The organism is Cupriavidus sp. H18C1 (genome assembly GCF_049311595.1).
Lineage (GTDB): Bacteria > Pseudomonadota > Gammaproteobacteria > Burkholderiales > Burkholderiaceae > Cupriavidus > Cupriavidus cauae.
Map to the genome: position 1 here is coordinate 788,059 of NZ_CP186009.1, position 20,241 is coordinate 808,299.

The following is a 20,241-nucleotide window of genomic DNA, read 5'->3' on the forward strand; positions in this document are numbered from 1 at the left end:
TGGCGCCGCAGCAAAAACGCGTATGATTCGCTCCGGATTGAATAAAGGAGCTTGTTTTGCAGCAGGAAACCGTCGCCTACAAGACCTGGGTGTGCCTGATTTGCGGTTGGGTCTACGACGAGGAGCAGGGCTGGCCGGATGACGGCATCGCGCCCGGCACGCGTTGGGAAGAGATTCCCGAGGACTGGCGCTGCCCGGAATGCGATGTGGCGAAGGCCGATTTCGCGATGATCGAGATCTGACGCAGCGCGTCGTTCATCGACGTGTGCGCGACTCGCGCGTTCGGCTCGCGCTCCAATGATGCGCCGCAAGGCGCTTGGTCAGCCGTGGTGCAGGCCGCGGTGCAGCCGCCCATGCGCGCTCGCGTGCGGCCGGCTATGTGGCCGATGATGCGGCGTCGGCATGGCGCGCCGCCGCATCTGCCGGCAGCGGCGCCAGCGCATCCGCGTGGGCCGCATGCTGCGCCACAGCGCGCGTCCGACCGTCAAGATCAGCGCGGCAACGAGCAGGATGGCGATCCAGAACAGGGACATGTCAGCCTCCCTGCCGGTTGCGATGCCTCGCACCGGCAAGTGCCGAGTCGGCGTTGGACCGGCTCGGACCCGTGGCCAGCTGGTCCGCTCAGATCAGCAGCGGGATCGCTTCGAGTACGGCCAGGCCCAGCAGCGCGCCGGCGATTGCGCCGAGCGTGCGGCAACTGATCTGCAGTGGCCGCGCTGCAACGGGCACCATGCCCATCACGATAATCCCAACCAGCGCCATCGGAATCAGGAACACGAGGTCGTGCATGTCCAGGGTCGGCATGGCGGTCTCCTTTCCTCTCTCTCTCTGTGGGTAATGCTGTTATGCCTGCAGTATAGGCAGCGGGGCGCACTATCCAAGCTCTTTGCCGCTCGGGGTTGACCCGAAGGCCGCGCGCCTTCCCGCCGATCGCCGCCGCGTGTCCTATGCTGTGCAAATGAACGGGACCCGGTCTCGTCACAGCATACGGAGGTGGCAATGGAACTTCACATGCATTCGCACCACTACGTGCGCCGCGTGCCGGACTGGAGCGCGGCCGCGGTGTCCGGCCTGGCTGCCGGCGCGCTGCTGCTGGTGCTCGAGCTGTTCTGGTCGACCATGATCGCGGGCACCAACCCGTGGCCCACCACGCGCATGATCGCGGCCATCGTGATGGGCCCCGACGTGCTGCAGAGCGGCATGTTCAGCGTGGCCACGGTCACCGCCGCCCTGGTGATCCACTTCGTGCTGGGCGCCGTGCTCGGCATGATCCTGGCGGCCATCATGGCGCCGTTCCAGCTCGATTCGAGCCTCGGCATGGCGCTGCTGGTCGGCGCGGTGTTCGGCCTCGTGATCTACGTGATCAACTTCTACGGCATGACGCGCTTCTTCCCGTGGTTTGCCGATGCGCGCGGCTGGCACACGCTGTTCGGCAACATCGTGTTCGGCATGTGCGCGGCAGCGGCGTACTGGAAGCTGGAAAGCAAGGACGTCACGCACTGAGGCGCGACGGCGAATGCACGGCGGTCGGAGCCTGGCTCCGGCCGCCGTTTTTTTATGGGCGCCTGTGTCGGGACCGTGCCCTGCTTGTGCGCCGCCGATGCGTTGCCTGTGTGTTGCTCAGGCGTTGCCCGTGCGCGGCTTGTGCGATGCGGCACGGCCCGCGCGCCGCATCGCCTTGAATCGACCGGATCGGATGCACTAGTCTTATCCTACCTGCGTGACTTGGGCAGCCCTCGTGCCGGCGGCACAGAAGGAGGGGTCGATATGGCGCTCGCCATCGCACTCGTGGTCATGGTTGTCGCTTCGGTGCTCTTCCACTTCCTGAGCCCGTGGTGGGCGACGCCGCTCGCGTCCAACTGGAAACAGATGGACGACACGCTGACCATCACGATCGTCATCACCGGCGCCTTCTTCATCGGCATCAACCTGTTCGTGGGCTACATGGTCTGGCGCTATCGCCATCGCGAAGGCAGCCAGGCGGCCTACCAGCCGGTCAATCACAAGCTCGAACTCTGGCTGATCGGCGGCACCACGCTGGGCATCATGGCGCTGCTGGCGCCCGGCCTGTTCGTCTATGCCGACTATGTGCGGCCGCCGCGCGACGCGATGCTGGTCGAGGTGGTCGGCCAGCAGTGGTCGTGGGGCTTTCGCTTCCCCGGCGCGGGCGGGCAGTTCGGCACCACCGATCCGCGCTTCGTCGGTCCGGGCAATCCGCTCGGGCTGAACCCCGACGACCCCAACGGGCAGGACGACATCATCGTTGCCGGGCCCGAGCTGCACCTGCCGCTGGGGCGGCCCGTCAAGATCCTGGCGCGCTCCAAGGACGTGCTGCACGACTTCTATGTGCCGGAATTCCGCGCCCGCATGAACATGGTGCCCGGCATGGTGACCTCGTTCTGGTTCACGCCGACGCGCGCCGGCACCTTCGACGTGCTGTGCGCGCAGCTGTGCGGCGTCGGCCATCACAACATGCGCGGCAAGGTGGTGGTCGACGAGCCCGCCGCCTTCACCGCCTGGCTGCAGAAGCAGCAGACCTTCGTCGCGATGCGCGCGGGGCAGCCCGCGGCGGCGGCCACGGTGCCCACCCAGCCGAGCGGCACACGCGGCCCCGGCCCGGCGGCGACCGATCTTGCCGAACAGGGCAAGGCGCTGGCGCAGAGCAAGGGCTGCGTCGCGTGCCACAGCGTGGACGGCTCGCCCAGCGTGGGGCCGACGTGGAAGGGCCTGTACGGACATACGTCGACGTTCACCGACGGCAGCAGCGCCAAGGTCGACGACGACTATCTGCGTACCGAGATCCGCGAGCCGCAGCAGCGCGTGGTCAAGGGCTTTGCGCCGATCATGCCGAAGATGCCGCTCAGCGACGACGAGGTCAACGCGCTGATCGCGTTTATCCGGTCCACCGCCGGGCCGCCCCGCGAGGCGGCCGGCAAATAGCGAAAAGCCCGGGCGCTGCGCTGCGGTTCCGCAGCGAAGCCGCGGCCGAACCGCGGCGGCACCACAGCGCAGCGCCGGCGCGCCGAAGCACAAGCGAGTACAGAGGCAGTGCCGCGTCCGGAGCCGGACGCCGCCCGCCACGACAGGTCACCGACCGCAGGAGAGATCACCATGGCCTACACCGACGATGCCGTCCACCACGGGCCCACCAGCTTCTGGACGCGGTATGTCTGGAGCCAGGACCACAAGGTGATTGCGGTGCAGTACACGATCGTCGCCATCGTGGTGGGGCTGGTCGGCGTCGTGCTGTCGAACCTGATGCGGATGCAGCTCGGCTTTCCGGGCCGTTTCGACTTCATCGACGCCAACGCCTATTACCAGTACGTGACCATGCACGGCATGATCATGGTGATCTACCTGCTGACCGCGCTGTTTCTCGGCGGCTTCGGCAATTACCTGATCCCGCTGATGGTCGGCGCGCGCGACATGGTATTCCCGTTCCTGAACATGCTGAGCTTCTGGGTCTACCTGCTGTCGGTGATCGTGCTGCTGGCCAGCTTCTTCGTGCCGGGCGGACCGACCGGCGCCGGCTGGACGCTGTATCCCCCGCAGGCGATCCTGGCCGGCACGCCGGGACACGACTGGGGCATCATCCTGATGCTGGTGTCGCTGCTGATCTTCATCGTCGCGGCCACCATGGGCGGCCTGAACTACGTGACCACGGTGCTGCAGGCGCGCACCGAGGGCATGACGCTGATGCGGATGCCGCTCGCCGTCTGGGGCATCTTCATGGCGACGATCCTGGCGCTGCTGGCGTTCCCCGCGCTGTTCGTCTCCGGCGTGATGATGCTGCTCGACAAGACCATCGGCACCAGCTTCTTCATGCCCTCGATGGTGTCGATGGGGCAGCAGCTCGACTACAAGGGCGGCAGTCCGTTGCTGTTCCAGCACCTGTTCTGGTTCTTCGGCCATCCCGAGGTCTATATCGTCGCGCTGCCGGCCTTCGGCATCGTGTCGGACCTGATCAGCGTGCACGCGCGCAAGAGCATCTTCGGCTATCGCACGATGGTGTGGGCCATCCTGGCGATCGGCGTGCTGTCGGTGGTGGTGTGGGCCCACCACATGTTCGTCAGCGGCATGAACCCGTACTTCGGCTTCTTCTTCGCCACCACCACGCTGATCATCGCGATTCCGACCGCGATCAAGGTCTACAACTGGGTGCTGACGCTGTGGCGCGGCGACATCCATTTCTCGGTGCCGATGCTGTTCGCGATCGGCTTCATCAGCACCTTCCTGATCGGCGGGCTGACCGGGCTTTTCCTCGGCAACGTCAGCGTCGACATCCCGCTGTCGAATACGTATTTCGTGGTCGCGCACTTCCACATGGTGATGGGCGTGTCCCCCATCCTGGTGGTGTTCGGCGGCCTCTATCACTGGTATCCGAAGGTCACCGGCCGGATGCTGAACGACACGCTGGGCCGGGTGCATTTCTGGGTGACCTTCGTCGGCACCTACGCGATCTTCTTCCCGATGCACTACCTCGGCATCCTCGGCATGCCGCGCCGCTATTACGCCTTCGAGAACTACGCCTTCATTCCCGAATCGGCGCATGTGCTGAACGCTTATATCTCCGTGGCGGCCTTCGTCGTCGCCGCGGCGCAATTGCTGTTCGTCGCCAATCTGATCTGGAGCGCGCGCCGCGGCGAGCCGGCCGGCGCCAATCCCTGGCGCGCCGCTTCGCTCGAATGGCAGACGCCGCATACGCCGCCGGAACACGGCAACTGGGGCCCGCATCTGCCGGTGGTGTATCGCTGGGCCTATGCCTATAGCGTGCCCGGCGCACGCGAGGACTTCATCGCGCAGAACGCGCCGCCCGAAGCCGGCGGCGCCGAACCCGAACCGCATGCCAGCCAGGGAGCCGTCGCATGAATACCGGAGCACTGTACCGAGTCGCGCGCGGCGACGATGGCCCGGCGCCGCGCGGCGGCGACGCGATGCGTCAGCACGCCTCCGGCTCGACGCCCGGCAGCGTCGCGCTGTGGGTCTTCATGGGCGTGATCACCTCGCTGTTCTCGCTGTTTGTGGTCGCGTTCGGCCTGCGCATGGACTCCGCGGACTGGCATCCGATCGCGCTGCCGTGGCAGGTGTGGCTGTCCACGGCGCTGCTGGTCGCCGGCAGCGTGGCGATGTGGCGGGCGTCCCGGGCGGCGCAGGCCGGCGAGCCGGCGAACGCGCGTCGCATGCTGATGCTGGGCGGGGTCGGAGCTCTTGCCTTCGTCGCCAGCCAGCTGTGGGCGTGGCAGGCGCTCGGCGCCGCCGACGTCCTGCCGGCCAACAATCCGGCCGGCAGCTTCTTCTACATGCTGACCGGGATGCACGGCCTACACATGGTCGGCGGCCTGGTGGCGTGGCTCGGCGCATGGCAGGGCGTGCGCGCCGGGGCGCGCGCCGGTGCCGCGCTGCGCGTGCGGCTGCTGGCGCGCTACTGGCACTTCATGCTGGCGGTCTGGCTGGTGCTGCTGGCCGCGCTCGGCTGGCTGACACCGGAAATCGTGCGCATCATCTGCGGCACCGCCTGATCGCGAGATCGGCGCGGGCAGGCAAGCGAAGGAGGCGATATGGCGACCCAACTGCATCCCGGCGATGGCGTGGCCGACGCCGCGGCGCACACCGCGGCCCACACCGCGTCCGTGCACGGCGGCTGGCGCGGCATGCTGGCCGACTGGGGTTCGGACCGGCATGCCTTCCAGGTGTCGTGGGGCAAGGCCATGATGTGGATCTTCCTGTTGTCCGATACCTTCGTCTTCAGCTGCTTCCTGATCAGCTACATGACGGTGCGGATGACCACCACGGTGCCGTGGCCCAATCCCAGCGAGGTGTTCGCGCTGACGATCGGTGGCGAATCGATTCCGCTGATCCTGATCGCGATCATGACCTTCGTGCTGATCACCAGCAGCGGCACCATGGCGATGGCCGTCAATTTCGCCTACCGGCGCGACCGGGCCCGCTGCGCGATGCTGATGTTCGGCACCGCCGCGCTGGGCGCCACCTTCGTCGGCATGCAGGCGTTCGAATGGACCAAGCTGATCGAGGAGGGCGTGCGCCCCTGGGGCAATCCGATGGGCGCGGCGCAGTTCGGCTCGTCGTTCTTCATGATCACCGGCTTCCACGGCCTTCACGTGTCGTGCGGCGTCATCTATCTGCTGGTGGTCGCCACGCGCGTGCTGCGCGGCCGCTACGAGCGCACCGGCAACTACCAGATCGTCGAGATCGCGGGCCTGTACTGGCACTTCGTCGACCTGGTCTGGGTGTTCATCTTCGCGTTCTTCTACCTGTGGTGAGGTCCGCCATGTCCGAACCCATCCTGCACGATTCCCCGATGCCCTCGCACGGCGGCGCGCCGGCCGCCGACCCCGGGCACGGCGCCACCGGCCAGGCCCATCCGATCGGGCTGTACCTGAAGATATGGGGGCTGCTGTTCGTGCTGTCGGCGATGTCGTACGCGGTCGACTACTTCCACCTGCAGGGCGCGCTGCGCTGGACGCTGATCCTGATCTTCATGATGGCCAAGGCCGGCCTGATCGTCGCCGTGTTCATGCACATGGCGTGGGAGCGGCTGGCGCTGGTCTACGCGATCCTGCTGCCGCCGCTGTGCCTGCTGGTGCTGGTCTGGCTGATGGCGGTCGAGGCGGACTATACGTTCCTGATGCGGGGCGAGTTCTTCCGTTAGCCGCCTGCCAGCCGTCGCTGGCCGTCCGGTAGACCCCGCTAGCTCCCGCTAGCCCCGCCAGCCGCGCCGGAACGCATTCAGGGAAGCGGTCAGACCGTTTCCGTCTCCCCCCGCCGGCTTCAACGCATCCTGCGCCGGCGTCCCCATGCTGGTGTCCGGCGCCTGCCCGACGACTTCGCAGGCTGTCGACGCGACCGGCAGCATCTGGCTGGCGCGCCAGTTGCCGAAGCGGTAGTAGGCCGCCGCCAGCGTGATGGACACCACCGAGCCGAGCGGGAAGCTCCACCACACCGCGTCCGCGCCCATCGTGCGGCCGAGCCACCAGGCGAACGGCAGGCGCACCACCCACATCGAGACGAACAGCACCGCCAGCGGTGCCATCACCGCGCCGGTCGCGCGCACCGTGCCGAACAGCACGATGGTGAAGCCGAACAGGATGAACGACCACAGCACGATCGCGTTGATGTGCTGGGCGATCTCGATCGCGCCGCCATCGTCCGGCAGGAACAGGCCCAGCGAATGCCGGTTGAACAGGTAGACCAGGCCGACCAGCGCCCCGGTCATCGCCAGGTTGAACGTCAGGCCCATGCCGGTAATGCGCCCGACGCGATCCCAGCGGCCCGCGCCGACGTTCTGCGCGACCATCGACGAGACGCTGGCGCCCACCGCCAGCGCCGGCATCTGGACGTAGGTCCACAGCTGCGAGGCCACGCCGTACGCGGCCGCGGTCTGCGAGCCGTACTGGTTGACCAGCGCCATCATCACGATCGCGGACGACGAGATCACCACCATCTGCAGGCCCATCGGCAGTCCCTTGGCCACCAGCGAGCGCAGGATGCCGAGGTCGGGCCGCAGGTAGCGCAACTGATCGCGATGCAGCGTCAGGAAATGATTGCGGCGATAGAGCAGCCACATCATCGCGGCCAGGCTGACCAGCTGCGCGATCAGCGTCGCCAGCGCGGAGCCGGCGATGTCCATGCGCGGGATCGGCCCGAGGCCGAAGATCAGCAGCGGGTTCAGCGCGACGTCGAGCACCACCGACAACAGCATGAAGTAGAACGGCGTGCGGGAGTCCCCGGCCCCGCGCAGCGTCATCATCACGAAGTTGTAGAAGTACATGAAGGGCAGCGCGAGGAAGATGATCCGCAGATAGCGGATCGCCAGCGGCCGCGCGTCCGCCGGCGTGCCCATCGCACTGAGGATGTCCGGCGTGAACAGGTAGCCCAGCGCCGCGGCGATGACCGACAGCAGCACGAAGAACGTGGTGCTGGTGCCGACCACGCGCCGCGCCTCGTCGAGATCGCGGGCGCCGACGGCCTGCCCGATCATGATGGTGTTGGCCATGCTGATGCCGAACACCACGCCCAGCAGGAAGAACAGCACGATATTGGCGTTCGACGTCGCAGTCAGCGCCGCCTCGCCGAGATAGTGGCCGACCCAGATCGAATTGATCGACGCATTGAGCGATTGCAGGATGTTGCTGCCGAGCACCGGCAGCGAGAACAGCAGCAGGGTGCGGCCGATCGGGCCGGTAACGAGTCTGGCGTCGGGCTTCATTGTTATTGGTCGGTGAGCCGCTGGGGCGGGAGCCGGGGAGCGAGTTCGTATAGTATTCCAGGCGACTAACATCCCGCCCTCCATGATCCAGCCCACCTCCTCCGCAAGCGCCGCGCCGGCATGGCTGAAGGTCGGGCCCGCGCTGTTCCTGCTGCTGTGGTCGAGCGGCTTCGTCTTCCTCAAGCTCGGTCTCGCCTACGCCGATCCGCTGACCTTCCTCGCGCTGCGCTATGCCTGCGTGGTGGCGCTGCTGATCCTGCCGTGGCTGTGGCTGCGGCCCGCTCTGCCGGCCACGCCGGCGGCATGGGGCCATCTGGCGATGGTGGGCCTGCTGATGCAGGCGGGGTATTTCTCGTTCACCTATCTGAGCCTGAAATACGGACTGTCGTCGGGCGCGGTGGCGCTGATCACCTCGCAGCAGCCGATCCTCGTCGGCCTGCTTGCGCCGGCCATTGCCGGCGAACGGGTCGGGCGGGTGCGCTGGATCGGGCTGCTGCTTGGCGCGAGCGGCGCCGCGATGGTGATTGTCGCGACCTCGTCGATCGACCTGTCCTCGCGGCTGGCGCTGCTGTTCGCGGTGCTGGCCCTGCTGGTGATGACCGCCGGCACGCTGTGGGAGAAGCGCTTCGGCCGGGACACCCATCCGCTGACGGCCAATCTGGTGCAATACGGGGTCGGGCTTGCGGTGACCGCGCCGCTGGCCTGGTGGCTGGAGCCGATGCAGGTGCAATGGACCCCGGCGCTGTTCGGCTCGCTGACCTATCTGGTCGTCGCCAATTCGATCGTCGCGATGACGCTGCTGCTGGCGATGGTCCGCCACGGCGAGGCCTCGCGCGTGTCGGCGCTGTTCTTCCTGGTGCCGCCCACTACCGCGCTGATCGCCTGGGCCGTGCTGGGCGAAACCGTGCCGCTGGCGGCGTGGCCCGGCATGGCGATCGCGGCGGCCGGTCTGTATCTGGTGATGCGGCGGCGGACCTGACGGGTCCGTGCCGACTGCAAGGAGTCTGTCTTTGTCGATGCCATCGATTCGTACGGTCCTGCCGCTGGCCATCATCACGGCGGCCAGCATGCTGACAATGGACCTCTACCTGCCCGCCGTGCCGACGATGCAGGTCGATCTCGGCATCACGGTGGCGCAAGGACAGCTGACCATCGCGATCTTCCTGCTTGGCCTGGCCGCTTCCCAACTGGTCTGGGGCGAGATGCTGCACCGGATCGGCCCGAAGCGCTGCGTGCAGGCGGGCCTGCTGGCATTGATCCTGACCAGTTTCGGATGCGCGCTCGCGCCCGATCTGACGATGCTGCTGGGCCTGCGCCTGGTGCAGGGCATCGCGGCCGGCGCGGCGACCGTGGTGGTGCCGACCGTCGTGCGCGCGACACTGCCGGAGCAGGACGGCGTGCGCGGCATCGCGGCGATCGCGATGATCGAAGCGATCGTTCCCGCAGCGGGGCCCGTGCTGGGTACCGCGCTGCTGCTGATCGCGGACTGGCGCACGACCTTTGCGATCATCGGCGTCATCGCACTGGCGTCCGCGCCCTTCGCGCTGCGGGCCACGCCCGTCGCGCTGCCATCGCAGGAGGACGAGGGCGAGGGCGAGGGCGGAAGGGTCGGCTATCGCGCGCTGCTGCGCAACTGGCATTTCGTCGGACTGGCGCTGGCGCATGCGCTGTCGTTCGGCGCGCTGATCACCTTCGTCGCGAGCGCGCCGCAGGTGCTTCCGGCATTGGCCAACACCGGCCAGAGCGGCTTCGCGCTGGCGCAGGTCTGCGGCGTGGCGGGATTCATCGCGGCCGCGAGCCAGGCCGGCCGGATCAGCAACCGGCTGGGCCCGCGCCACGCCATCCAGCTTGGCGCGCTGCTGCACGGGCTGCTGTGCACCGCGCTGCTGGCGGCATGGTGGGCCGACCGGCTTTCCTATCCGTGGCTGCTGGCGTTCTGGGCGGCGTTCTGCGCCGTGCTGGGGATACGCGGCCCGACCGCATTCAGCGAGGCGCTGTCGGTACCGAACGCCCAGCTTGGACGCGCGTCGGCACTGATGGTGCTGGCGCTGCTGGCGGCCGGCGCGCTGGCGACACAGGCGACCGCGCCCTTCCTGCCGACCGGCCAGCTCGGTGCCGTGGCGGTGTCCATGAGCCTGCTCTGTTGGGCGAGCTATGTGCTGGTCGCCCGTTATCCCGACAAGCAGGTCAGCGTCAGCGCGCAACAGCGGCCGGAACAGGAGCAGGCCAGCCTCTGAGGATGGCCTGCCCCGGCCGCCGATGGAAAGCAGGCTCGCTATGCCGCCGGCACCTCGATCTCCAGCGCCACGCCGTCGCGTCCCGGATCGGCGCCGCCTTCCAGCCGCCCGTCCACGATCCGCACCGCGTGCACCCAGCCGATCGTGTAGTTGTACGGGTTGCGGATCACCTGATAGCCGTCCCGCTCCAGCTCGCGGGTGATATAGCGCGGGATGCGGTTGCAGACGTCGATCGCGTTGCTGGTCGACGAGAAGCGCGGCGCGGATACGGCCGCCTGCATCGGCATGTCGAAGTCGACCACATTGACGATGCTCTGCAGCACGCCCATCGCGATCTGCGTGCCGCCCGGCGCGCCGAGCACGATCTCGGGCCGGTCGTCCTTGAACACGATGGTGGGGCACGACGAGGTGAAACGGCGCTTGCCCGGCGCGATGCTGCCCGCGCGTCCCGGCCGCGGGTCGAACACGCCCATGCAGCCGTTGTACATGAAGCCCAGGCCCGGCGTGATCACCCCCCGACGGCATCGCCAGCGAGTGCGTCAGCGAAACGCAATTGCCTTCGCCATCCACCACCGACAGATGCGTGGTGTCGCGCGGCACCGTGTGCCCCGGATTGACGCGCGGCACTTCGGCGCGCTGCCCATCGCGGATGCGCTGCGCGACCTCGCGGGCGTAGACGGGCGACAGCAGCCGGTCCAGCGGCACGTCGACGAAGGCGGGATCGCCGATGAAGCGGTCCTTGTCGCAGGTCGCCTGCTTCATCGCCTCGCAGACCACGCGAATATAGTCGGGGCTGTTGTGCCGCAGCGCGCGCAGATCGAACTGCTCGAGGATCGCCAGCATCTGCAGCAGCATCGCGCCGCCGCCGGGCGGCCGGTTGGTGGTGACGCGGCGGTCGCGGTAGCCGCCAACCAGCGGCGCGGTGCGCACGGCCTGGTAGCCGGCCAGGTCCTCCCGCGACAGCAGCGCGCCGTGTTCGCGCATGTCGGCGACGATCTGTTCGGCGATCTCGCCCAGATAGAACGCGTCGACGCCGCCGGACGCGATCCGCTCCAGCGTGTCGGCATAGTCGCGGTTCTTCAGCGGGGTGCCGATCGTATGCGGCGAACCGTCGGGGCGGCAATACAGTTGCCGGCCGCTTTCGCTGAAGGCCAGGCGCTCGCGGTTGCTGGCGCGGCCCAGCGTCGCCTCGTCGATCCAGAACGCATACATGCCGGGGCGCACGAAGTAGCCGTCGCGCGCCCACTGGATCGCCGGCTGCACCACCTCCTTCCACGGCAGCCGGCCGTGGCTGCGATGCAGCGCCTCCAGGCCGCGCAGCGTGCCCGGCGTGGCGATCGATTGGTAGCCGATGTCGTTGAGGCGGTCCTTGATGAAGAAGCCGAAGCCGTCGCGCGCTTCGCCTTCCAGCAGGTCGGCCCACATGTCGGGGCGCGCGGCCGCCGGCGCGGTGGCATGGAAGTCGATGTATTCGTGCGCGCCGCTGCCGGGCATATAGACGGCGGCGGTGCCGAAGCCCGCGATGCCGCACATCAGCGGATCGACCACGGTTTGCGCCAGGGCGCAGGCGACCGCGGCATCGGCCGCATTGCCGCCCGCGCGCAGGATCTCGATGCCGGACTCCGCCGCTTCGGGCTGCGGGCAGGACACCATTCCACTACGGGTCATTGCTTGTCTCGATAGGTTGGCGCCGGAGTGCGCCAACGGCGATGCCGATGGCGCATCCCGGCACGGGATCGTGGTGATGACTAGATGGGCGGGACCTGGACTTACTTCGCGCTCAGGTCCAGGTCGCCGATCGCGCCCTGCCACTTCGCGGTATCGCGCACGGTCAGTTCCATCAGCTGGTCGGACGGGCCCGGCATCGGCAGCACCTGCATCGACTTGAGCTTGTCGACCACGGCCGGCTCGGCCAGGAAGGTCTGGGTGGCGGCATGCAGGCGCGCGATGACGTTGGCCGGCGTGCCGGCCTTCGCCGCGATGCCGCTCCAGCCGATGTTCTCGAAGCCCTTCAGGCCTAGTTCGGCGGCGGTCGGCACGTCCGGCAGCTCGGGCACGCGCTTCGAGGCGAACAGCACCAGCGGCACCAGCTTGCCGGCCTTGATCTGCGGCAGCGCGGTGCTCAGCACCGGCGCCATCACCTGCGTCGCGCCGGAGACGGTCGACACCACGCCATCCGGCTCGCCGCGATACGGCACGTGCAGCAGGCGGATGCCCTGCTGCTTCTGCATCAGCTCGACCACCAGATGGGTCGAATTGCCGTTGCCCGACGAAGCGAAGCTGATGGTGCCGGGCTTGGCCTTGGCGGCGTCGACCAGCTCGCGATAGTTGCGCAGGCCGGATTGCGGATTGGCGACCAGCACGAACGGCACGGTGGCCAGCATCGACACCGGCGCGAAGTCGGATTCGGGCTTGTAGGCCAGCGGCGCGTAGACGAACTTGTTCAGCACCATCTGCGAGACGCCCGCCAGGAACAGCGTGCAGCCGTCGGCCGGCTGGCTCAGCACGTACTTGGCCGCGATGATGCCGCCCGCGCCGGCCCGGTTCTCGACCACGATCGGCGTTTGCAGCGTCTTGCCGACGCGCTCGGCCCACATGCGGGCCAGGGTGTCCGTGCTGCCACCGGCCTGCTGCGAGACGACCATCCGGATCGGGCGCGACGACGCGCCAGGCTCACCGCAGCCGTAGCTTGGCGCGGCCACGCCGAAGGCGAGCGCAAGGGGAACAGCGAAGTGGAAAAGGGAAGTTTTTCTCATAGGTGGTGGCAGTGTCCAGGTCCGTCGAATTCCAGGTCTGGTGCCTGGATGCCGGGAAATTATTGGCCCCAACCGCAAACTCACCTAGTGAATTGTTTCGAACCATCTATTAGTATTCGCTCATGGATCCATCCGACCACAGCATCGCCTGGGCGCGCCGACTGCGGGTGCGGCACCTCGAGTCCTTCCTGATTCTTCACGATGCGGGCACGCTGTCGGCCGCCGCGACGCGGCTGCATATGACGCAGTCCGCGGTGTCGCACTGGCTCAGCGAAATGGAGGAACTGGCCGGCGTCAGGCTGGCGATCCGCGGCCGGCGCCTGCAGCTGACGCCGGCCGGCGAGGCGGTGCGCCGGCTGGCCGTGCGCGTGCTGGGCGAGGTATCGCGCGCCCACGACGAACTGGGCGCGATCGCCAAGGGCGCGGTCGCGCGCCTGCATGTCGGCAGCGTGCTGGCCGGCGTCGCGCACCTGATTCCCTGGGCCATCGTCGCGTTCCAGCGGGTGCAGCCCAATGTCTCGATCCAGGTCACCGAGGGTGCGTTCAATACGCTGCTCGATCGCCTGGAGACACGCGAATTCGATCTGGTGGTCGGCTCGATCGATGCGCGCGCCTATGGTCCGCATCTGGCGCACGAGGTGCTGTTCGAAGATGCGATGGCGGTGGTGGTGGGCCCGCACCATCCGCTGGCACAGGCAAAACGGCTGCGCTGGGGGCAGTTGTTTTCGTATCCGTGGGCGATGCCGCAGCGCGAGACGCTGATGCGCACGCGGCTCGATACCGTGCTGCTCGAGCACGGCGCCGCCGGGCTGCGGCCGGCGGTCGAGACCGGTTCCATCGTCACGATGCAGGCGGTGCTGCGCGAAACCGACTATATCGGCGTCTGCTCGGCCGCGATGGCCGAGCATCTGGCCTCGCTGGGCCTGCTGCATATCCTGCCGCTGGGCGACCGCGAATCGTTCGGGCCGGTCGGAGCGGTATGGCGCAAGGGCGGCGACGACGAGGTGCTGCACGCCTTCATGCAGGCCCTGCGGGACGAGGCGGGCCGGATCCGTGCAGCCGAGCCGGGGGCGGCCGCGCGGTAACGCACCGCCCCCTCGCTCCCTCGCGGCACGGCGGCAAGGCTTACGCCGTCAGCGCGGCACGCGGATATTGTTCCTGACCTCGTCCACGCCCATCACTTCCTCGGCGATATCCTCGACGCGGTACTTGGCGCGCCGGTCCGATACGGTGCCGCTCAGCGTGACGATGCCCGAGCCGACCTCCACGGTGACCTCGGACACGTCGAGGTCGCGCGCCTCGGCCAGCCGCTCGCAGACCTCGTCGCAGATGCGCTCGTCGGTGCGACGATAGCCCTTGGGCAGGGTGCGGGGGGCGCCGTGTCGCCGTACTGCCGCCCATGCCCCCGCCTCCGCTCGCGCCGCGCTCGCCGAATTCGTTGAAGCCGACGCTGCCGCCGCCGGAGCCCATCGCCCCGGTGTCGCCGCGCCGATAGTGGTAGGCGTCACGCATGCCGCGCGAGCCGCCATAGCCGCGATGGCGCCAGGTCTCCGCGACCTCGCCGGTGCGTGGGTCCTCGGGGAACCACTCCATGCCGCCGGTCACGGTGCCGCGTCCACGGCGGTCCTCGCCGGTTTCCCGGGGCCACATCTGGCGCGTACCGCTGGTGTCCCGGTTGCCGGTGTCTCTATTGCCGGTGTTTCTATTGCCGTTCATTTCGGTCTCCATCGATCAGGGACGTAATGGGCAATGGCCGCAAAATCCGTACCCCCGCCGGGCGGTGCAAGCGCGGTCGCGCGGCATGGTGCGGGCACGCGCGGTGCAATCTTTGCCGGGATGGCTTGTAAATAAAACGCGCCTGGACGCCCCATCGACGTCCGAGGGCGATGTAAAAAAGGCCTTCCCGTGTGGGAAGGCCCGGATTGCCGCAGAGCGTCAATCAACCATCACGTCGGCCGGCGCATCACACCTGCGTGATGAATTTGGTCACCAGATAGCCGTCGAAGGTCTCCATGCCGCCTTCGCTGCCGATGCCGGAGTCCTTGATGCCGCCGAACGGCGTTTCGGCCAGCGCCATGCCGAAATGGTTGATGTTGACCATGCCGGCCTCGAGACCGTTCGAGACCAGCGTCGCGGTCTTCAGCGAGTTGGTGAAGACATACGAGGCCAGGCCGTAGGGCAGGCTGTTGGCGCGCCGCAGCGCTTCCTCGGCGTCCTTGAAGCGCGTCACCGGCGCCACCGGGCCGAAGGGTTCGTCGACCATCAGCTTCGCGTCGTCCGGCAGGTCGGTGACCACCGTGGGCGCGAAGAAATAGCCCTTGCTGCCGATGCGCGCGCCGCCGGCGACGACCTTGCCGCCGCGATGGCTGGCGTCGTCGAGGAACTGCTCCATCGACGCGATGCGGCGCTCATGCGCGAGCGGGCCCATCTGCGTGCCGTCCTCCAGGCCGTCGCCGACCTTGATCGAGCCCATCACCTCGGTGAAGCGGGCCAGGAAGCGGTCGTAGGCTTTCTCCTGGACGTAGAAGCGGGTCGGCGACACGCAGACCTGGCCGGCGTTGCGGATCTTGAAGCGGGCCAGCATCTCTGCGGCCGGCTCGATATCGGCATCGTCGAACACCAGCACCGGCGAATGGCCGCCCAGCTCCATCGTCACGCGCTTCATGTGCGCGCCGGCCAGCGCGGCCAGCTGCTTGCCGACCGGCACCGAGCCGGTGAACGAGATCTTGCGCACGATCGGCGATTCGATCAGATAGGTCGAGACCTCGCTCGGCACGCCCCAGACGATGTTCAGCACGCCCGGCGGCAGGCCGGCATCGTGGAACAGCTGGGCCAGCGCGACCACCGCGCTCGGCGAATCCTCCGGCCCCTTCAGGATCAGCGTGCAGCCCGCGCCGAGCGCCGACACGATCTTGCGGATCGCCTGGTTGAAGGGGAAGTTCCACGGCGTGAAGGCCGCGCAGACGCCGATCGGCTCGCGCACGACGATCTGCCGCACGTTCGGGTTGCGCGGCGGAATCACGCGGCCATAGATGCGGCGGCATTCCTCGGCATGCCAGTCGGCGTGCTCGGCGCAGATCATCACCTCGGCGACCGCCTCGGCCAGCGGCTTGCCTTGGTCCAGCGTGATATTGCGGCCGATCTCCTTGGCGCGCTCGCGGGTCAGCTCGCCGACGCGGCGCAGGATCTTCGCACGCTCCAGCGGCGAGGTCTTCTTCCAGCTGTCGAAGGCGCGCTGCGCGGCGGCCAGGGCGCGGTCCAGATCCGCGGTGCTGGCGTGCGGCAGTTTGCCCAGCACCTCCTGCGTGGCGGGATTGATCACGTCCTGTTCGCGGCGCCCGCCGCCTTTGACGAACTCCCCCATCGATATAAAGGGCGAGGTCCTGGTACATGGCTTCTCCTGTGTCCTGAGTCGTGAGTGCTGGGTCCGCTGTCGGGAACCGGGGCGTGTGCCGCGCGGGCGCCCGGGGCTCCGAACCCGTTAGCTTACCGCGTCGGCCATCGCGGCGTGCGGCCACCTATGCGGCCACCCATGCGGCGGCCGGCCCGAATGCGCTGCGCGCCTTCGATCGCGATTCCTTTCAACGAGCCTACATCTCGCTTTCACGTCCCTTTCAAAATGCATCACGTCATGATGCAAACGCGGATTCCTTGCCGTGGTTAACCCTGAAACCAGACAACTGAAAGGGCGCTGAAAGCACGCATCTCTAACGTTGCATCCGCTTTCGGCACAGATGCCCGTGCCGTGCGGCTTTGTATTTAACGAGGAGAATCATGTTGCGCATACGCAGCCAAAAGGACTTCGCCTCCGGCCTGATGTTCGTGCTGGTCGGCCTTGGCTTTTCCTTTGTCGCTCGCGGCTATTCGATGGGGACGGCCGCGAAGATGGGTCCCGGATATTTCCCCTTCCTGCTCGGCCTGGTACTGGCCGCGCTCGGCGCGCTGGTGTTGCTCGGCTCGCTGTCGAGCAAGGGCGAGCAAGACCGGATGGATCGCTGGGACATCAAGATCCTGCTGTGGATCCTGGGTTCGGTGGTGCTGTTCGGCCTGTTGCTCAAGCCGCTCGGCATGGTGCTGTCGGTGTTCGTGCTGGTGGTCGTGTCGTCGATGGCCAGTCACGAATTCAGCTGGAAGGGCGCGCTGCTCAACAGCGTGGTGCTGGTGCTGATCAGCCTCGGTGCCTTCGTCTACGGCATCAACCTGCAGATGCCGGTGTGGCCGGCGTTCATCACGGGCTAAGGAGCGCGCAGATGGAATTGCTTGAACATTTGACGCTCGGGTTTTCGACCGCGCTGTCGTTCCAGAACCTGGCCTACGCCTTCCTCGGCTGCCTGCTCGGCACGCTGATCGGCGTGCTGCCGGGCCTTGGCCCCCCTCGCGACCATCGCGATGCTGCTGCCGATCACCTACACGCTGCCGCCGGTGGCCGCGCTGATCATGCTGGCCGGCATCTACTACGGTGCGCAGTATGGCGGCTCGACCACCGCGATCCTGGTCAACCTGCCCGGCGAATCGTCGTCTGTGGTGACCACCATCGACGGCTACCAGATGGCGCGGCGCGGCCGCGCCGGCGTGGCCCTGGCCACCGCCGGTATCGGTTCGTTCTTCGCCGGCTGCGTGGCCACGCTGATCCTGGCGGCCTTCGCGGGTCCGCTGTCGGAACTGGCCTTCAAGTTCGGTCCCGCCGAGTACTTCTCGCTGATGGTGCTGGGCCTGATCGGCGCCGTGGTGCTGGCCTCTGGCTCGCTGGTCAAGGCGATCTCGATGATCGTGCTGGGCCTGCTGCTGGGCCTGGTCGGTACCGACGTCAACTCGGGCGCGGCGCGCTTCTCGTTCGATATCCCGGAACTGACCGACGGCATCGACTTCGTCGCACTCGCCATGGGCATGTTCGGCTTCGCCGAGATCATCGCGAACCTGGAGCAGAAGGAGAACCGCGAGACCTTCACCGATCGCGTGACCAACCTGTTCCCGACCAAGGCGGACTTCAAGCGCATGATCCCGGCCGTGCTGCGCGGTACCGCGCTGGGCTCGGCGCTGGGCATCCTGCCGGGCGGCGGCGCGTCGCTGGCTTCGTTCGCGGCCTACACGCTGGAGAAGAAGTCGTCGAAGTACTCGCACGAGTTCGGCAAGGGCGCGATCGAAGGCGTGGCCGGTCCCGAATCGGCGAACAACGCGGCGGCGCAGACCTCGTTCATCCCGCTGCTGACGCTGGGCATTCCGCCCAACGCGGTGATGGCGCTGATGGTCGGTGCGATGACGATCCACAACATCCAGCCGGGTCCGCAGGTCATGACCAGCAACCCGCAGCTGTTCTGGGGCCTGATCGCCTCGATGTGGATCGGCAACCTGATGCTGATCATCCTGAACCTGCCGCTGATCGGCATCTGGGTCAAGCTGCTGACCGTGCCGTATCGCTTCCTGTACCCGGCGATCCTGGTGTTCTGCGGCATCGGCGTCTACTCGGTCAACAACCAGACCTTCGACGTCTTCATGGCCGCGGGCTTCGGCGTGGTGGGCTATCTGTTCCTGAAGCTCAAGTGCGAACCGGCACCGCTGCTGCTCGGCTTCGTGCTCGGACCGATGATGGAAGAGAACTTCCGCCGCACGCTGCTGCTCTCGCGTGGCGAGTTCTCGGTGTTCGTCACGCGTCCGCTGTCGATGGGCCTGCTGATTGCCGCCGCGGCGCTGGTGGCGGTGGTGGCGCTGCCCTCGATCAAGGCCAAGCGCGAAATCGCCTTCCAGGAGGAGTAGAGAAAAACCGGGCCGGCCGGCGCCTCGGAGCCATTCCGGGCGCGCCGGCCGGCCCGGTCGTTTTGCGCATGTCTATCGTTGCATGAAAAGACCAACCATCGATAGTCTCGTTTCCCGGCTCTATATCCTGAAGTTCGTGCAGTCCAGCCCGGCCACGGTGCTCGCCCTCGTCGAGCGGCTGCGCGAACATGGCATCGAGAAGAACATCCGCTCGCTGCGGCCCATCCTGCGCAGTCTGCTGATCGCACGGGCGATCACCGCGGAACTGGTCGAAGGCAATGGCCGGGTCTACTCGATCACCGACAGTGGGCGCGAAGAGCTGGATGCCTACCTGTCCCATCTCGATGTGCTGCAAAACGAAATCGGCGGCGACCGTTGAGGCCGCCGCCGATTGTCGTTCGAGCGATCGGACTTTGTTGCCGAACCGCTTTACTGGCTGACCAGCTCGATCGCGGTCTGCGAGTCGTCGTTGGCCTTGGCCACCAGCACCTTGATGTTGTTCGGCACGGCCGACGCGATGCCATCGACCGGGATCGGCATGATCAGCCAGTCGGCGTTGTTGTCGATGGTGATCGCGCCCGAGCTGAAGATCACCTGCTTGGTGCCCGCCGTGGTGACCCGGATCTGGTAGTTGTTGCCGCCGTCGAACTCGTTCGAGTCCCGGCCCGAGGCCGGCACTGCCGACTTGTAGCCCACGTTGGCGAAGGTCGGGTTGACCGTATTGATGTCCACCGACGGGGCGGTCACATAGATATCGACGTTCTGCGCATTGAACGCGGCGTTGACCGCGCGCACCCGCGCCTTGGTCGACAGCAGGCCCTTCTCGTACGGATCGTCGATCACCAGCGTGTCGGCGCGGTCGTCGCCCGGCAGCGCCACGATGGTGTACTTGTGGCCGGTGGCCGCATCGACCTGGGCGCGGCCCACTTCGGTCTGCGTGCCCGCGGCGTTGAAGGTGAACAGGTGGTTGCCATCGTCGACGTCCGAATAGCGGGCGACGAACTTGTACGGAATGTTCTGCAGGGACGTCTTGGCGCCGTTCTGGTAGACGTCGAGATTGAGTGCGGTCGGGATCGGAGGCACGGCGTGGATCACGCGCGTCTGCGGTTCGTTCAGGCCGAGACGGTCGTCGATGCCATCATCGCCGCCGCCGCATGCCGCCAGCATGGCGCTGGCCGCCACCATCAGTCCCAGTGCAATCCCGGATTTCGAGAACAGCTTCATGGATTTCCCCTTGCAGGTGAAATGAAAAGCGAACAAGTTACGG

Annotated in this window: 18 protein-coding genes and 3 pseudogenes; 13 read left to right on the forward strand and 8 right to left on the reverse strand. The window is 67.3% G+C overall.

Annotated features, from left to right (window positions below; translation table 11 throughout):
- Positions 1-56 precede the first annotated feature (56 nt).
- On the forward strand, positions 57-242 hold the full coding sequence (locus OJJOAM_RS19340) for a rubredoxin (protein ID WP_149318430.1): 186 nt from the start codon (positions 57-59) through the stop codon (positions 240-242).
- A gap of 78 nt (positions 243-320) precedes the next feature.
- On the opposite strand, the gene OJJOAM_RS19345 is transcribed toward OJJOAM_RS19340, so the two are convergent.
- Positions 321-533, reverse strand: a complete 213-nt coding sequence (locus tag OJJOAM_RS19345) for a hypothetical protein (protein ID WP_422650773.1) — start codon at positions 531-533, stop codon at positions 321-323.
- An 88-nt stretch (positions 534-621) separates the two neighbouring features.
- Positions 622-804, reverse strand: a complete 183-nt coding sequence (locus OJJOAM_RS19350; RefSeq protein WP_006578697.1) for a hypothetical protein — start codon at positions 802-804, stop codon at positions 622-624.
- Between the two features lie 195 nt (positions 805-999).
- Between OJJOAM_RS19350 and OJJOAM_RS19355 the strand changes: the two genes are divergently transcribed.
- From OJJOAM_RS19355 to OJJOAM_RS19380, 6 genes are all read left to right on the forward strand, one after another.
- The gene (locus tag OJJOAM_RS19355) at positions 1,000-1,503 is read left to right on the forward strand and encodes a sodium/proton-translocating pyrophosphatase (protein ID WP_149318428.1); all 504 of its coding nucleotides are present in this window, start codon (positions 1,000-1,002) and stop codon (positions 1,501-1,503) included.
- A 264-nt stretch (positions 1,504-1,767) separates the two neighbouring features.
- Complete coding sequence (locus OJJOAM_RS19360; RefSeq protein ID WP_422650774.1) at positions 1,768-2,940, forward strand: c-type cytochrome; 1,173 nt, start codon at positions 1,768-1,770, stop codon at positions 2,938-2,940.
- A 171-nt stretch (positions 2,941-3,111) separates the two neighbouring features.
- A complete protein-coding gene (ctaD, locus tag OJJOAM_RS19365; protein WP_422650775.1) occupies positions 3,112-4,869 on the forward strand; it encodes a cytochrome c oxidase subunit I in 1,758 nt (585 codons plus the stop codon).
- Entirely contained in the window at positions 4,866-5,519 is a 654-nt protein-coding gene (locus OJJOAM_RS19370) for a cytochrome c oxidase subunit 3 (protein ID WP_422650776.1), read from the forward strand. Before ctaD ends, OJJOAM_RS19370 begins: the two co-directional genes overlap by 4 nt.
- A 39-nt stretch (positions 5,520-5,558) precedes the next feature.
- Positions 5,559-6,281 carry a heme-copper oxidase subunit III family protein gene (locus OJJOAM_RS19375; RefSeq protein WP_422650777.1) on the forward strand — a complete coding sequence of 241 codons (723 nt, stop codon included), beginning with the start codon at positions 5,559-5,561 and terminating at the stop codon, positions 6,279-6,281.
- A gap of 38 nt (positions 6,282-6,319) precedes the next feature.
- A complete protein-coding gene (locus tag OJJOAM_RS19380) occupies positions 6,320-6,670 on the forward strand; it encodes a cytochrome C oxidase subunit IV family protein (RefSeq protein ID WP_422650975.1) in 351 nt (116 codons plus the stop codon).
- Between the two features lie 48 nt (positions 6,671-6,718).
- Here the strand turns inward: OJJOAM_RS19380 and OJJOAM_RS19385 are convergent, their stop codons facing one another.
- Positions 6,719-8,227 (reverse strand): MATE family efflux transporter, encoded by a 1,509-nt coding sequence (locus OJJOAM_RS19385; protein ID WP_422650778.1) that lies wholly within the window; start codon positions 8,225-8,227, stop codon positions 6,719-6,721.
- An 82-nt stretch (positions 8,228-8,309) separates the two neighbouring features.
- On the opposite strand from OJJOAM_RS19385, the gene OJJOAM_RS19390 reads away from it, so the two are divergent.
- Both OJJOAM_RS19390 and OJJOAM_RS19395 read left to right on the forward strand, forming a co-directional pair.
- Entirely contained in the window at positions 8,310-9,206 is an 897-nt protein-coding gene (locus tag OJJOAM_RS19390; RefSeq protein WP_422650779.1) for a DMT family transporter, read from the forward strand.
- Positions 9,207-9,243: 37 nt separating this feature from the next.
- Entirely contained in the window at positions 9,244-10,464 is a 1,221-nt protein-coding gene (locus tag OJJOAM_RS19395) for an MFS transporter (RefSeq protein ID WP_422650780.1), read from the forward strand.
- Between the two features lie 38 nt (positions 10,465-10,502).
- Here OJJOAM_RS19395 and OJJOAM_RS19400 read toward each other — a convergent pair.
- Together OJJOAM_RS19400 and OJJOAM_RS19405 are read right to left on the reverse strand one after the other, a co-directional pair.
- Positions 10,503-12,024: pseudogene (locus OJJOAM_RS19400) on the reverse strand (gamma-glutamyltransferase family protein).
- A gap of 209 nt (positions 12,025-12,233) precedes the next feature.
- Positions 12,234-13,220, reverse strand: a complete 987-nt coding sequence (locus OJJOAM_RS19405; RefSeq protein ID WP_422650781.1) for a Bug family tripartite tricarboxylate transporter substrate binding protein — start codon at positions 13,218-13,220, stop codon at positions 12,234-12,236.
- Positions 13,221-13,342: 122 nt separating this feature from the next.
- Here OJJOAM_RS19405 and OJJOAM_RS19410 point away from each other — a divergent pair, with 122 nt between their 5' ends.
- Positions 13,343-14,305, forward strand: coding sequence for a LysR family transcriptional regulator (locus OJJOAM_RS19410; RefSeq protein WP_422650782.1), 963 nt, complete (start codon positions 13,343-13,345; stop codon positions 14,303-14,305).
- A 48-nt stretch (positions 14,306-14,353) separates the two neighbouring features.
- Here the strand turns inward: OJJOAM_RS19410 and OJJOAM_RS19415 are convergent, their stop codons facing one another.
- Both OJJOAM_RS19415 and OJJOAM_RS19420 read right to left on the reverse strand, forming a co-directional pair.
- On the reverse strand, positions 14,354-14,728 hold the full coding sequence (locus OJJOAM_RS19415; protein ID WP_422650783.1) for a BON domain-containing protein: 375 nt from the start codon (positions 14,726-14,728) through the stop codon (positions 14,354-14,356).
- Between the two features lie 455 nt (positions 14,729-15,183).
- A pseudogene (locus OJJOAM_RS19420) lies at positions 15,184-16,612 on the reverse strand (NAD-dependent succinate-semialdehyde dehydrogenase).
- 385 nt (positions 16,613-16,997) lie between these two features.
- On the opposite strand from OJJOAM_RS19420, the gene OJJOAM_RS19425 reads away from it, so the two are divergent.
- The 3 genes and pseudogenes from OJJOAM_RS19425 to OJJOAM_RS19435 all read left to right on the forward strand — a co-directional run bounded on the left by OJJOAM_RS19425 (position 16,998) and on the right by OJJOAM_RS19435 (position 19,353).
- A complete protein-coding gene (locus OJJOAM_RS19425) occupies positions 16,998-17,459 on the forward strand; it encodes a tripartite tricarboxylate transporter TctB family protein (RefSeq protein WP_422650784.1) in 462 nt (153 codons plus the stop codon).
- Between the two features lie 11 nt (positions 17,460-17,470).
- Positions 17,471-18,974 (forward strand): annotated as a pseudogene (locus OJJOAM_RS19430) (tripartite tricarboxylate transporter permease).
- 82 nt (positions 18,975-19,056) lie between these two features.
- On the forward strand, positions 19,057-19,353 hold the full coding sequence (locus OJJOAM_RS19435) for a helix-turn-helix transcriptional regulator (protein ID WP_023264200.1): 297 nt from the start codon (positions 19,057-19,059) through the stop codon (positions 19,351-19,353).
- Positions 19,354-19,403: 50 nt separating this feature from the next.
- On the opposite strand, the gene OJJOAM_RS19440 is transcribed toward OJJOAM_RS19435, so the two are convergent.
- On the reverse strand, positions 19,404-20,198 hold the full coding sequence (locus OJJOAM_RS19440; protein ID WP_422650785.1) for a DUF4397 domain-containing protein: 795 nt from the start codon (positions 20,196-20,198) through the stop codon (positions 19,404-19,406).
- Positions 20,199-20,241: the final 43 nt, after the last annotated feature.

Bases quoted from the DNA above. Each gene is read 5' to 3' on its own strand.
- OJJOAM_RS19345 (WP_422650773.1), bottom strand. From the start codon at position 533: ATGTCCCTGTTCTGGATCGCCATCCTGCTCGTTGCCGCGCTGATCTTG.
- OJJOAM_RS19350 (WP_006578697.1), bottom strand. From the start codon at position 804: ATGCCGACCCTGGACATGCACGACCTCGTGTTCCTGATTCCGATGGCG.
- OJJOAM_RS19355 (WP_149318428.1), top strand. From the start codon at position 1,000: ATGGAACTTCACATGCATTCGCACCACTACGTGCGCCGCGTGCCGGAC.
- OJJOAM_RS19360 (WP_422650774.1), top strand. From the start codon at position 1,768: ATGGCGCTCGCCATCGCACTCGTGGTCATGGTTGTCGCTTCGGTGCTC.
- ctaD (WP_422650775.1), top strand. From the start codon at position 3,112: ATGGCCTACACCGACGATGCCGTCCACCACGGGCCCACCAGCTTCTGG.
- OJJOAM_RS19370 (WP_422650776.1), top strand. From the start codon at position 4,866: ATGAATACCGGAGCACTGTACCGAGTCGCGCGCGGCGACGATGGCCCG.
- OJJOAM_RS19375 (WP_422650777.1), top strand. From the start codon at position 5,559: ATGGCGACCCAACTGCATCCCGGCGATGGCGTGGCCGACGCCGCGGCG.
- OJJOAM_RS19380 (WP_422650975.1), top strand. From the start codon at position 6,320: ATGCCCTCGCACGGCGGCGCGCCGGCCGCCGACCCCGGGCACGGCGCC.
- OJJOAM_RS19385 (WP_422650778.1), bottom strand. From the start codon at position 8,227: ATGAAGCCCGACGCCAGACTCGTTACCGGCCCGATCGGCCGCACCCTG.
- OJJOAM_RS19390 (WP_422650779.1), top strand. From the start codon at position 8,310: ATGATCCAGCCCACCTCCTCCGCAAGCGCCGCGCCGGCATGGCTGAAG.
- OJJOAM_RS19395 (WP_422650780.1), top strand. From the start codon at position 9,244: ATGCCATCGATTCGTACGGTCCTGCCGCTGGCCATCATCACGGCGGCC.
- OJJOAM_RS19405 (WP_422650781.1), bottom strand. From the start codon at position 13,220: ATGAGAAAAACTTCCCTTTTCCACTTCGCTGTTCCCCTTGCGCTCGCC.
- OJJOAM_RS19410 (WP_422650782.1), top strand. From the start codon at position 13,343: ATGGATCCATCCGACCACAGCATCGCCTGGGCGCGCCGACTGCGGGTG.
- OJJOAM_RS19435 (WP_023264200.1), top strand. From the start codon at position 19,057: ATGAAAAGACCAACCATCGATAGTCTCGTTTCCCGGCTCTATATCCTG.
- OJJOAM_RS19440 (WP_422650785.1), bottom strand. From the start codon at position 20,198: ATGAAGCTGTTCTCGAAATCCGGGATTGCACTGGGACTGATGGTGGCG.